This window comes from Curtobacterium sp. 9128, assembly GCF_007673775.1.
Classification (GTDB): Bacteria; Actinomycetota; Actinomycetes; order Actinomycetales; family Microbacteriaceae; genus Curtobacterium.
In genome coordinates, this window is the sequence record NZ_VEAF01000002.1 from 25,886 (window position 1) to 38,289 (window position 12,404).

Here is a 12,404-nt window from a genome sequence, read left to right on the forward strand (position 1 = left end):
CGTCACCACCGGGGACCGACGGTGTCAGTTCCCCGAGATGTCCACGAGCCAGCTGACCCCGAACCGGTCGGTGAGCATGCCGAACTCGTCGCCCCACGGAGCCTTCGTGAGGGGCTCGACGACCGTGCCGCCCTCCGCCAGCCCGGCGAAGAACCGACGGAGGTCCTCGGCGTCGTCACCGGACAGCGACAGTGAGATCGCGGTACCCGGCCGGTAGGGCATCGCGTTCGGGGTGTCCGATGCCATGATCATGTACCCGCTCGGCGTCTCGAGCTGCCCGTGCATGATGCGGTCCGCGTCGGCCGGGTCCTCGGAGCCGTGCATCTCGCCGAACGTGCCCAGGCGCAGGTCGCCGCCGAAGACCGCGTGGTAGAACTCCAGCGCCTCGCGAGCGGTGTCGCGGAAGCCGAGGTAGGGGTTGAGCCTCGACGCCATGGTGGCCTCCTCCGTCCGACCGCGGACGGTGCCGCGGCGCGCAGGCCCGCGGCGGACGCCACGGCGCGCACCGTCATCGTGGCACCGGGTCCGTCCGTGCGCAACGCCGCCGACCGTCCGGCGGAGGTCGGCCGACCCGCCTGGGTCGAGCCGAGCCTCCCGTCGGTCACGACGGCATCTCGAGCCGGTCTCGATTCCGCAACCGAGCGCGGTCAGCCCGCACCGATCCGCCAGGATCGACGCATGGGGAACCTCCGATCCGTCCGCCCGTCCGCCCTGGCCGCCACCCTCCTGGCGGTGGTCGCGTTCACCGTTGCCGGGTGCTCCTCGTCCGGTGCGACCGGACCGACCGCTGCTCCGGCGCCGACGGCGACGTGGACGCCGACGCCGGCTGCCGACCCGGTCCCGGCCTCGATGGACGCGGACACGAGCGCAGCGGCGACCTGCGGGCGGATCAGCACGCTCACGACGATGACGCTCAACGCACGCGAGGGCGGGACGCGCGGGGAGCTCTCGGACGACCAGGTCCGCGCGCTGCTGGCCGCGGCCCGGTTCGGCTACGAGCACCTCTCCACCACGGACGAGGGGCTGCAGAACGCGGTCGGGTACACGCAGCGCTACCTGGAACAGCATCCGGCTCCGGCGTCGGGGCCGGCGCTCGACGACTCGGCGGACTGGGACATCGCGATGCGCGCGCTCGGCGCCGCCTGTCAGGACGCCGGGTCCTCAGTGGTGGCCGACGCGCAGTACGGGGGCTGAGCGGGCCGGAACGCAGCGGGCCCCCACCACAACAGGCCCGCAACACAACAGGCTCGGACCGATCGGTCCGAGCCTGTTGTGTGTACCTGTGGTGGAGCTAAGGGGATTCGAACCCCTGACCTTCTCATTGCGAACGAGACGCGCTACCAACTGCGCCATAGCCCCAAGTGCTCGACCACACTAGCACCCGACCACCGCCCCGGAGAAATCGCGAGCCACGGTCCGGGCGTGCCGCGTGGTCAGACCGCGCGGCGGCGACGCATGATCGCGTCGAGGTCGGCCTGCTCGTAGGCGTCGTCCCCGATCACGCCCATGCCGGCCCACCGACTGGGCGCCGCCGGCTGCTCGGCCACGGGGGTGGCCGGAGCGCTCTCGGCGGTCGACGCCGCCCGCAGGCCGAGCCGTTCCGCGAGCCGACCCTGGTCGTGCGCCGACAGCGAGGCGACGGCCTCCTCGACGTCCGGACGCATCCGGGACACGGTGGCGAGCGACGGGTCCGACTCCCCCGCGCGGATCGCCGCGGCCTCGGCGTCCGCCTCGGCCTTCGCCGCCGCCACGCGCTCGCGGAGTCGGGCGGCGAGCTCGGCGGAGGACTCCGGCGACGCGGCGGGGGCCGCAGGACGCTCGACGTACAGGGGCTTGGGGACCCGACCGGGGGTCCAGGTGCGCTCCGGCTGCGCCTCGGCCGGCTGCTCCTCGCTGAGCGGCGGAGCGGGGTCGGTCCAGGCGGTCTGCGGACGGGAGGCCCGGGTCGGCCTGGTGGTGACGGCTGCGGCACGCGCCTTCCGCGCCTGGGCGACCTGGTGGAGCTGCGCGAGGACGGCGGCGGATCCGCCCGCGACGACGAGGCCGGCGACGGCGACGAGCCACGCGCCGGGAGCGGCGACGAGGACGACCACCGCGACGACGAGTCCGAGGGCGCCGAGCAGGGTCGCACCGAGGCGCGAGCGGCGCATCCGCATGATGGTCAGTGCGGGGACGGACGACGCGCGCTCGAGGGCCGGCGCCTGCTCGGCGAGCCGCCGGGTGATCTCACGCTGACGGGCTGCTTCGTGCGCACGGACGATGGCAGCGCGCTTGGCTTCCTCGGACTTCGCGACCTTCTGGGCCTCGGCGAGGGACTTCGCGTTCATCTCGATGCGGACCTCGTCCGGCAGTTCGGCGGTCTGCGCGAGGATGCGGAGCGTCTGCTGCAGCCGGATCGCGTTCCGCTCGGTGGCGAGGTACTGGCGACGGGCAGCCCACGAGGGCATCAGGTAGACGAGCCACAGCACCGCCGCGACGAGCAGGACGACTCCGCCGCCCCATGACCCGATTCCCATGGGGAGAGGCTAGGGGCGGGTGTTCCTCGCACTCGTGATTGCCCGGCGTGTGTTGCGCGTGTCGCCCGCAGATCGGGTGGCGGGTGCGGGTCGGGGGCTGCGTGCGGGTCGGGCGGGTGCGGCGCGTGGGTCGGGCGGGTGCGGCGCGTGGGTCGCGCGGGTGCGGCGCGTGGGTCGCGCGGGCTGCTCAGGCGCGGGGGCCGCTGATGATCGGCATCGACGCCTCGTCGCGTGCGGCGAGCGGGACGCTCCCCACGCCCGGCGGGACCTGCCCGTGGACCCAGCGGTCGAGGACGCCCTCGCGGACCTCCTCGGCGACGAGCGCGAAGCAGAAGTGGTCGCGCCAGTCCCCGTTGATGTGGATGTACCGCCGACGGAGTCCCTCGTACCGGAAGCCGAGCTTCTCGACGACGCGGAGGGAGGGAGCGTTCTCCGGACGGATGCAGATCTCCATGCGGTGCAGCCCCACGGAACGGAAGCAGTGGTCGGTGGCGAGGGCGACCGCGATCGGCGTGACGTTGTGCCCGGCCGCGTCCTCGACCACCCAGTAGCCGATGGACGCGCTGGCGAGCGAGCCGTACGTCACACCGGAGACGTTGAGCTGGCCGACGAACCGGCCGTCGAGCTCCATCGCGAACGGCAGACCGAGCCCGGCGCGGGCGTTGGCCTGGAGGGCGCGGATCGACCCGCGGACGTCGGTGGACACGTGCCCGGAGGGGTTCGTCGCCTCCCAGGTGCGGAGCCAGGAGCGGTTCGTCGCGAGGGCCGTGTCGAGGTCGCGGCTGTCACGGAGCCGGAGGGGGCGGATGGTGACCCGCCCGTGGGACAGGGTCGGGATCGTCGTCATCGCTCAGGTTCCTCCGGTGCCCCGGGTCTCCCGGAGCGGGTGTCCCGCACGGGTCCGGTGCTGCGGACCCGTGCGGGATGGTCGACTCATTCGCCCGCGTTGAACTCCTTGAGCCACGACTTGAGGTCGGGGCCGAGGTCCTCGCGGTCCGAGGCGAGCTGCACGATCGCCTTGATGTAGTCGAGTTTGTCACCGGTGTCGTACCGGCGTCCACGGAACACGACGCCGTACACGCCGCCGGTCCACTCCTCCGCGCTCGCCATCTTCATGAGCGCGTCGGTGAGCTGGATCTCGCCGCCCTTGCCCGGCTCCTGCTTCTCGAGGACGTCGAAGACCTCGGGGCGGATCACGTAGCGGCCGATGATGGCCAGGTTCGACGGGGCCTCGCCCTGCGCCGGCTTCTCGACCAGCCCGGTGATCTTCACGACGTCGTCGGTGTCGGTCTCCTCGACCGTCGCGATGCCGTAGAGGTGGGTCTGCGACTCGGGGACCTCGAGCAGTGCCACGACGGTAGCGTTCTTCTCGCCCTGGACCTCGATCATGCGCTTCAGCAGCGGGTCGCGGGCGTCGATGATGTCGTCACCGAGGAGCACGGCGAACGGCTCGCGGCCGACGTGCATCTTGGCGCGGAGCACGGCGTGGCCGAGGCCGAGCGGGTCGCCCTGTCGGACGTAGTGCATGTCGGCGAGGTCCGTGGACTGGTTCACCTTCTGCAGCTTCTCGTGGTCGCCCTTCTTGCGGAGGGTCTCCTCGAGCTCCGACACGTGGTCGAAGTGGTTCTCGAGCGCGTTCTTGTTGCGCCCGGTGATCATCAGCACGTCGGTCAGTCCCGCGCCGACCGCCTCTTCCACCACGTACTGGATGGCCGGCTTGTCGACGACGGGGAGCATCTCCTTCGGCATCGCCTTGGTCGCGGGGAGGAAGCGGGTGCCCAGCCCTGCCGCTGGGATCACCGCCTTGGAAATCTGGAAGCCCATGCCCAGACGGTATCCGATGCGCCTGATCCCGGTCATGTCGTCGCAACAGAGGACACCGGCATCCCGCGCGTGTCTGGCGGCTTACCGCAGGGGCTGCCGACCCGCTCGTTAGACTCCTGCGCATGATCCCCGATCTCGGCAACGAGAAGCGCGCGCTGCGGGCCGAACTCCGGCAGCGCCGACGCACCAGGACCACGACCGAACGCGACGACGACACCGCGGCGCTGACCCGCACCCTGCAGCGCTTCGCCGAGGAGCGCCAGATCGAGTCGCTCGCGCTCTACCTGTCGGCGGCGGACGAGCCGAACGTGCGACCGTTCCTGAACTGGGCGCACGAGCGCGGGATGCGCGTGCTGCTGCCGGTCACCCGCGAGGACGGCCTGCTCGACTGGGCGGTCGGCGACGGAGACTCGGAGCAGGAGGGACTGTTCGGCATGCCCGAGGTCGTCGGCGAGGTGCTCTCCCCGCTCGCGATCAACGACGTCGACGCCATCCTCGCCCCGGCCGCCGCGGTGGGCCACGACGGCGTGCGGATGGGCTGGGGCCGCGGCTACTACGACAAGACGCTCGGGTCCATGGCGAACCGCCCGCCCGTCTATGCTGTGATCTTCGATGCGGAGTACCTCGACGAGGTCCCGCGCGAACCCCACGACGAACCCGTCGACGGCATCATCACGCCGTCGCGCATCATCACGTTCCGGAGCTGACGTGCCCACCTACTCGTACCGTTGCACCGAGTGCGACACCGCGTTCGACATCAAGCAGTCCTTCTCCGATGCCACGCTCACCGAGTGCCCGACGTGCGGCGGCGTGCTGCGCAAGGTGTTCTCCCCCGTCGGCGTGACGTTCAACGGCGGCGGGTTCTACCGCACCGACTCCCGGGCCAAGCCCGCATCCGAGGGTTCCTCGTCGAGCGGGTCGTCCTCGAGTGGCTCCTCCTCGAGCGGCTCGTCGTCGAGCGGTTCCTCGTCGGCGAAGTCGGACGCGAAGCCCGCGGCCTCGGCGTCGAAGCCGAGCACGCCCGCCGCCTCCTGACCGGTCCGGCGAGCCGCCGGTAGGTTGAATCGTCGCCGACCGGCGGCGTCCTCGACCAGAAGGAGGCCCGCGTGAAGGGTTTCAAGGAGTTCCTGCTCCGCGGCAACGTGATCGACCTGGCCGTCGCCGTGGTCATCGGTGCGGCGTTCACCGCGATCGTCACCGCCATCGTCAACTCGCTGATCAACCCGCTCATCGGCGCCGTGTTCAACGCGTCGAGCCTCGACAAGGCCCTGATCGTGGAGATCCCGACGGTCTCCGGCGGCAACGCGAAGATCCTGTTCGGCGCGATCATCGGCGCCGTGATCAACTTCCTCATCGTGGCGGCGGTGGTGTACTTCGCCCTCGTGGTCCCGGTGAACCACCTCAAGAAGCTGGCGTTCGAACGCGTCAAGAACGACCAGGAGCAGACGCCGCAGGACGTTCCGCCGACGGACGTCGAGGTGCTCCTCGAGATCCGCGACCTGCTGCGCACGCAGAACGGGGTGCCGACGAGCACCGGTGGCGGCGCGCACGTCGCTCCGTCGGACGCGCCGGAAGGGCCGGGCATCGCCGGGTCGACCAAGCTCTGACGCGGGCGGCGCGCATCGCGCCCACCGCACACGCAACCGGAAGCCATCCGCACCACGCGACGCCGTGGTGCGGATGGCTTCCGGTTGTGCGGGAGCGCAGCATGCTCGGGAGCCGAGCGCGCGCCGATGCGGCACGCGCAGACGCACGGGCGCTACGCCGCGGTCGTCGCCCTGCGCTTCCGGATCAGCGCGGCGAGGTACTGGGCTCCCGCGATGACGTGGCCGACGGTCCCGAGCCACACGAGCACGAGCGCGGTCACCCGGATCCACGGGTGCTCCGATGCCCACCCCGTCTCGGAGAACAGCAGCACGGGCAGCCCGACGAACAGCAGCGCCGAGCGGATCTTCCCGGTCCAGGACACCTTCAGGTCGGGGTCACCGCGGAACCAGACGCTCGACAGCAGCGCGAGCACGGCGTCCACGAGGACGATGACGACGACGACGATCCACGGCAGCAGCCCGACGAGCACCAGGGACAGCACGACCGCGATGATCGCCAGGCGGTCGGCGACGGGATCGAGCGCGGTCCCGAGCTTGGAGCCCTGGTCGAACTTCCGCGCGATGAACCCGTCAGCCCAGTCCGAGACGCCGAGGACCACGAGGGAGAACAGCGCCCAGCCCGGGTGCCCCTGGACGACCAGGACCACGAACACCGGGATCAGCAGGAACCGCACCAGCGTGATCAGGTTCGGCCAGGTCTGCCAGTCGGGGCGCTGCCGCGCTCGGAGGTCCGTCATGTGCTGCTCTCGTCGTGTTCCGGGCCTCCAGCGTACCTACCCCCAGTGGGGAGGCCGCTCGCCGAGCAGGCGGGCGTCGTTCTCCCCGGCACCGTGCCGAGCCGGCTCCGGAGCCGGGGTGGGGTCGGATCCCGGCACCGGCTGGGTGGTGACGCGCCTGCTGCGCCGCGCCGAGCCTCCGTCCCGAGTCGCGGTCTCGGCCGGACCGCCTGGAGGCACGGGTGCGGCCGCGTCGTCGGCTCGCGTCCACGTGCCCACCAGCTGGTCCGTGTCCGGCGTCACCGGTCCGGCCGGCCGGGAGGCCCGCCGGCTGCGTCCGGTCACCGGCGCGCGGGCACCGGCGGGATGGCGATCTCCTGCGTGGCGCCACGGTCGACGCCGAGCACGGCCGCGACGGTGTTCGCGACGCGGTCCGGGTCGGAGAACAGCTGGAAGGCGTGCACGCGCACGTAGTGCCACCCGAGTCGGCGGAGCACCTCCGGCCGCAGCCGGAGCGACTCGCGGAGCGAACCACGCACCAGCGTGGCGTCCGTCTCGATCGTGACGCAGACGCCGCCGTGCGCGGCCACCAGGCCGAGCTTGCCGCGGTGGCCGAGCGCGACCGGGATGCCGCGCATCTCGAGCCGCCGCGCCAGGTCGACCAGCAGCGGGTCGGAGTCGTCGGGGACGTACTCGGCGGTCGTGCGGGCCCGGACCTCGGCGAGGATCTCGGCCAGTGCGACGGTTCCGTGGCCCATGCGCTCGGCCTCGATGTCCGAGGGCTGGAAGCACGTGACGATCACCATCGAACGGCGCGCCCTGGTCATCGCGACGGCGAGGAGGCGCTCACCGCCCGGCTTGCCGAGCGGACCGAAGTCACGCAGCACGCGGCCGTGCGGCGTCCGCCCGTAACCGATGGAGAACACGACACGGTCACGGCTCTGCGCGACCGATTGCTCGAGGGTCGCGACGATGAACGGCTCGGCCCGGTCGCCGATGACGAACTCGGTGAGGTCCTTGTGCCCCTGGGCCGCGGTGAGGACGGCCTGCTCGACGCGGACGGCGTGCTTGGCCGACGCGGTGATCACCATGAGCGACTCGGTCGGGCGGGTCCTGGCGTGCTCGATGACGAGCCGCACGACGCGGTCCACCTCGGCGTCGACGCTCTCGACGGCACCGGACTCGGGGTCGGGGACCGCCTTGCCGTCGCTGACGTAGTCGAGCGCGATGGAACCGTGACCGAGGAACGACCCGGCCCACGGGAGCGACTCGATACGTCCACCGTAGAACCGGCGGTTCACGAGCTCGGCGAGGTCCTCGCCGCCGGCGCGGTACGACCGCGTCAGGGACAGGGTCGGCAGGAGCGTCGACAGCTTCGCGAGCGCGGAGTCCGCGTGCAGGGCGTCGAGCGTCTCCTCGTCCACCTGCAGCGCACGGTGCGTCGGGTCGACGGCGATCCGGAACGGCGAGGGCGTCTGCGTGACCGGGTCACCGAAGACGACGGTCTGGCGGGCGCGACGGACGGCGTCCACGGTCTCGGCGATGGTCACCGCACCGGCGTCGACGAGGATGACCGTGTCGAACGGCATCGTGTCGGCGATCTGCGGCACCTCGTACGGGCTCGCGAGCCACACGGGTGCGATGGACCGGGACAGGTGCGGAGCCGAGTCCTGCAGGAGCCGCGAGGTGATCGCGCCCTCCTTGAGCTGCGACTTCAGCGCCGCGGCCTCGTCCGGCCAGTCGACGAGACCGACCTTCCAGTTCTCGGCGAGCTGCCACGCCAGGCCCTGGGAGACCCCGGCGGCGTGTGCGTCGTCGACGAGCCGGAAGTCCGCCTCGACCCGGTCGAGCATGTCGGTGTTCGCTCCGAGGAGCGCACGGTCCGACTCGAGCATCGTCTCGAGCGCGGACTGCCACCAGGCGAGCTCCAGCTCGGCCGGCACCTGGGTGTCCGGGACGTGCCGGTTCGCGAGGTCGGTGATGAGCGGCTGGAGCTGCAGGTCGCGGAGCGTCTGCATGAGCTCGGTGCGCTCCTGCAGGTTGTGCAGGACGTCGGAGTCGGCGGCGAGCGTCGCGACGTACGGCACGAGTTCCTCGAGCGGCATGTTCGCGAGCTGGGCGTCGCGGCTGGTCCGGCCGAGCGGTTCGTCGAGCCGTGCGAGGTCCTCGACGACGTTCGAGAACAGCACCTGGACGTCCGCGATGCCCGTGGGGACCTCGGGGTTCACACCGGCGGCGACGTACCGCTGCCAGAGGACGCGCTGCTGCTGCACGCGCGTGAGGGCCTCGTGCAGGTCGGACACGTGCACGCCGGGGCGCACGTACTCCCGCGCGAGCTTCTTCAGCCGGCGACGGTTCGTCGAGGACATCGGGGCGCCCTCGCCGCGCGGGGCGGTGGCGGCGACGAGCTCCGACACCGACCGGTCGAAGACGACCGGCAGGAAGCGGTCGAGGGTGTCGCGGATCTCGGTCAGCAGGCGCAGGTAGATGCCGAGCTCGTTGACGGTGGTGAACTGCCGCATCCGGGTGGAGGCGATGAGGTCGTGCGCACGCTGGAGCAGGGTCGGCAGGGCCCCGTCGTCGAGGTCCTTCGCGATCTTGTGGGCGCGCTGCGCTCCGTCGCTCGAGGCGAACTTCGCGCCGTACCAGGGCGAGTCGTCGGGGCCGTAGCGGAACTCCCCGAGGTTCGCCGCGCTGACCATCGTCTCGGCCACGCGCGAGCGGCCGGTGACCATCGCCGTCACGGACTGCTTCGACAGGCGTGCGGTGGTCGACGGCGGGACCGGCAGGAGGGACAGCCGCGAGAGCTCGACCAGGCAGTCGAGCACGCTGACGCGGAAGTCCGGGTCCGTGCGGGTCAGGGCACCGCGGTAGTCGCGGAGGACCTTGCGGAGCCGGACCAGGGCGTCGTCGACCTCGCGGAGGTTCGGCCGGGTGGCCTTCTCGTTGCGGGCGATGGCCCGGACGACGTCCCGCCGGAGCGTCGACGGCGTCACCGCGACGCCGGGCAGCTGGACCTCGCCGAAGCGCGCGGCGATCCCGCGGAGCGTCGCGCGACGGGGGCTCACGACGAGCACGCGCTTGTTCGCGGCGACGAGGCCGCCGAGGGCGTTCACGATCGTCTGCGTCCCGCCGGTGCCGGGCAGGGTCTTCACGACGATGGAGTTGCCGGCCGTGATCTGCGCGATCACGTTCTCCTGCTCGTCGTCGGCGTCGAGGAGGAGCGTGTCCGTGTCCGGGCTGCGGTCGTCCGACGGCGTCTGCTCGACCGGGTGGTAGGACTGCTCGACCTGCCACTTCGCGCTCGGGTTGCCGGCGAGGGCGTCGAGCACCGGGTGCGAGAGGTCCTCGGTGTCCTCGACCAGACCGCTGGCGACTTCGGCGAAGGTGGACACCACGAGGCGGGCGTGCACGGAGAACCCGGGGATGTGCGCCGTCAGGCCGCGCAGCCGGTCGATGACCGGGTTCGGCGTGAAGGAGCCGTCCTGCCGGGCGAGTGCCACGAAGGACTGTGCGTCGAGCGTGACGCCGAACTGCTCGCGGAGGGCGTCGGCGAGCGCCGGGTTCAGCACCGGCTCGCCGAGCAGGCGCACCTCGAAGTCGCGGCCGTGGCGACGGATCGCGAGCGGGCGGAGGAGCACCGGGCCGCGGAACTGCTCGTCGCCGTGCTTCCAGTCGGCCATGCCGATGCCGAGGTTCACCGCGTCGATGCCGCGCACCGTGGCGAGCTCGGTGCCCTTCGCCTCGACGTGTCCGGCGGCGACGCGCGCGGCGCGGAGCGCGACCTCGTCGCGGATCAGGCTGGAGAGCAGGGTCGTCTTGCCCGTGATGAACTGCGCGAGGCCGCCGGGGTGCGTCGTGGAGAGCTCGATCCGGGCACGCGGGTGGTCGGCGAAGTGCACGAGGGGGCTGGTCCCGCCGACACCGGCGAGCTGGGCACGCCAGGCCTCCCAGACGGGTTCGGCCGCGTTGGTCGCCGTCAGCCGGGGGTCTCCGAGGCTGATCGCGTGCGGGCTCGTTACCTGGAGCTCCGGCCGGAGCGAACGGTCCAGGTCGTCGTCGTTCGGGCCTGTCATGGCGTCCGGGGTGCTCGTCGTCTCGTCCTGCCCGTGCTGCTGCGGATCGGTACCGCTGTGGTCGTCGTCGGAGGGGGTGCCCTCGGTGTGGTCACGCTCGGTCGGGCGGTCCGCCCCGTCCTCGGGCCCACGCCCCCGGGCGTGCGGGTGCTCGGCGGAGACGACGTCGTTCTCGTCGCCCGCGCCGCCGGTCACTCTGTCCGCGCGCCACACAACGCCCACTGTAGGCGGAAGCGTCCCACCTCTCTGGCAATGAACCGAGGTTTCGGACACATCGGGGGTACCACGGACGGTGGGTCGGGGTGGTCTGTGGTACCAACGTGGCATGGCCATCGACGACCGCACCGCCCCGTCCACTCCCGCGCCGTCGCGGCGTCGCACGGTCCCGGCTGAGATCTCGCGCTCCTGGCTCCTCGTGTCCGGGACCGCCTCCGAGCGCTTCGAGCCCTCCTCGCGCTCCCGCGCCGACCAGGTGATCCTCGACATCGAGGACGCGGTCGACCCCGCTGCGAAGCCCGCCGCCCGCTCCACCGTGGCGGAGTGGTTGACCGGCGGCGGGGACGCCTGGGTCCGCATCAACGACGTGACGACCGACTTCTGGGCCGACGACGTGGAGGAGCTCCGGGGTCTGCCCGGCCTGCAGGGTGTGATGCTCGCGAAGACCGAGAGCCCCGCGCAGGTCACCGACACGTGGCACCGTCTCGGCGGCCACACGCCGGTCATCGCCCTCGTCGAGTCCGCCCTCGGCATCGAGGAGGCGACCGCGATCGCCCGCGCGCAGGGGGCGTTCCGCTTGGCCTTCGGCAGCGGCGACTACCGCCGTGACACGGGCACGTCCGCGGACACCCTCGCGATGGCCTACCCGCGCTCCCGGCTCGTCGTCGCCTCGCGGGTGGGCGACCTGCCCGGTCCGATCGACGGTCCGACCGTCGGGTCCTCGCACCCGATCCTCCGCGAACAGTCGCAGGTCGCGGTGTCGCTCGGCCTGACCGGGAAGCTCTGCCTGGACACCGAGCAGCTGCCGGTCATCAACGAGGTCATCTCGCCGACACCGACCGACGTGGCGTGGGCGCAGGACTTCCTCGACGACTTCGAGGCTCGCGGTCGCGTGATCCGCGACGGGTCGGACCTGCCGCGACTCGGCCGGGCGCAGAAGATCCAGCGACTCGCCGAGGCCTTCGGCGTCGAGGCCAGGTAGGACCCGCGATGACCTGGTCGGCACCCGATCCCACGCCCGGACGTCCCACCGCTGCCGAGTGGCAGCGGGAAGCGACGACGCTCTTCCCGCCGGGACGCATCGCGGACCGCATCTCGACCGTCCTGCTCCTCGTGGCCGGCGCGCTCCTCACCGTCGTGACCGCGGTCGTCGCGGTCGTCGCGGTGGTCTCCGCGACGGCGAACTGCGACGCCGCCGCCGCCTGTGTGCCCGGCGGGTACATCGGCGGCGCGGCGCTGGCGGTCGGGGGCGCGTTCGTGGTCGGTGTCGCGACGGTGGTGCTGGCGGTCGGCGCCTGGGTGCGCCGCCGCACCTCGTGGTGGATCGCCGCGGTCGGCTTCGTGCTCGCGGTGGCCGTCGTGACGTGGGGCGGCGTCGTCTTCGCCGGTGCCGCCGACGGTGCGCCGACGTCCGGCGCCAGCAGCAGCACGGCCTGACGAGCATCGCCG

12 protein-coding genes and 1 tRNA gene are annotated in these 12,404 nt (G+C 72.1%); 6 read left to right on the forward strand and 7 right to left on the reverse strand.

Translation table 11 applies throughout. The features are described from left to right. Positions 1-24: 24 nt before the first annotated feature. The gene (locus tag FS641_RS03370) at positions 25-435 is read right to left on the reverse strand and encodes a VOC family protein (RefSeq protein WP_144759977.1); all 411 of its coding nucleotides are present in this window, start codon (positions 433-435) and stop codon (positions 25-27) included. A gap of 243 nt (positions 436-678) precedes the next feature. Here FS641_RS03370 and FS641_RS03375 point away from each other — a divergent pair, with 243 nt between their 5' ends. Further along, positions 679-1,194: a hypothetical protein gene (locus tag FS641_RS03375; protein WP_144759981.1), complete on the forward strand. Its 516-nt coding sequence runs from the start codon at positions 679-681 to the stop codon at positions 1,192-1,194. A gap of 89 nt (positions 1,195-1,283) precedes the next feature. Here the strand turns inward: FS641_RS03375 and FS641_RS03380 are convergent. The 4 genes from FS641_RS03380 to galU form a co-directional block, all read right to left on the reverse strand. Next, a tRNA-Ala gene (locus FS641_RS03380) sits at positions 1,284-1,359 on the reverse strand. Between the two features lie 74 nt (positions 1,360-1,433). Next, positions 1,434-2,516 (reverse strand): hypothetical protein, encoded by a 1,083-nt coding sequence (locus FS641_RS03385; RefSeq protein ID WP_144759984.1) that lies wholly within the window; start codon positions 2,514-2,516, stop codon positions 1,434-1,436. A 187-nt stretch (positions 2,517-2,703) separates the two neighbouring features. After that, a complete protein-coding gene (locus FS641_RS03390; protein ID WP_144759987.1) occupies positions 2,704-3,363 on the reverse strand; it encodes a GNAT family N-acetyltransferase in 660 nt (219 codons plus the stop codon). A gap of 86 nt (positions 3,364-3,449) precedes the next feature. Beyond that, complete coding sequence (galU, locus tag FS641_RS03395) at positions 3,450-4,340, reverse strand: UTP--glucose-1-phosphate uridylyltransferase GalU (RefSeq protein WP_144759990.1); 891 nt, start codon at positions 4,338-4,340, stop codon at positions 3,450-3,452. Positions 4,341-4,462: 122 nt separating this feature from the next. Between galU and FS641_RS03400 the strand changes: the two genes are divergently transcribed. From FS641_RS03400 to mscL, 3 genes are all read left to right on the forward strand, one after another. After that, a complete protein-coding gene (locus FS641_RS03400) occupies positions 4,463-5,047 on the forward strand; it encodes a 5-formyltetrahydrofolate cyclo-ligase (RefSeq protein ID WP_144759993.1) in 585 nt (194 codons plus the stop codon). A gap of 1 nt (position 5,048) precedes the next feature. Next, a complete protein-coding gene (locus tag FS641_RS03405; protein ID WP_186317563.1) occupies positions 5,049-5,375 on the forward strand; it encodes an FmdB family zinc ribbon protein in 327 nt (108 codons plus the stop codon). A gap of 71 nt (positions 5,376-5,446) precedes the next feature. Further along, on the forward strand, positions 5,447-5,947 hold the full coding sequence (gene mscL / locus FS641_RS03410; protein ID WP_144759999.1) for a large conductance mechanosensitive channel protein MscL: 501 nt from the start codon (positions 5,447-5,449) through the stop codon (positions 5,945-5,947). A 152-nt stretch (positions 5,948-6,099) separates the two neighbouring features. Here mscL and FS641_RS03415 read toward each other — a convergent pair whose 3' ends face one another. Next, on the reverse strand, positions 6,100-6,684 hold the full coding sequence (locus FS641_RS03415; RefSeq protein WP_144760002.1) for a CDP-alcohol phosphatidyltransferase family protein: 585 nt from the start codon (positions 6,682-6,684) through the stop codon (positions 6,100-6,102). 320 nt (positions 6,685-7,004) lie between these two features. Then, on the reverse strand, positions 7,005-10,739 hold the full coding sequence (locus FS641_RS03420) for an AAA family ATPase (RefSeq protein WP_260855701.1): 3,735 nt from the start codon (positions 10,737-10,739) through the stop codon (positions 7,005-7,007). 325 nt (positions 10,740-11,064) lie between these two features. Between FS641_RS03420 and FS641_RS03425 the strand changes: the two genes are divergently transcribed. Continuing rightward, positions 11,065-11,937 carry a CoA ester lyase gene (locus FS641_RS03425; protein ID WP_144760005.1) on the forward strand — a complete coding sequence of 291 codons (873 nt, stop codon included), beginning with the start codon at positions 11,065-11,067 and terminating at the stop codon, positions 11,935-11,937. An 8-nt stretch (positions 11,938-11,945) separates the two neighbouring features. Further along, entirely contained in the window at positions 11,946-12,392 is a 447-nt protein-coding gene (locus FS641_RS03430; RefSeq protein ID WP_144760008.1) for a DUF6264 family protein, read from the forward strand. Positions 12,393-12,404: the final 12 nt, after the last annotated feature.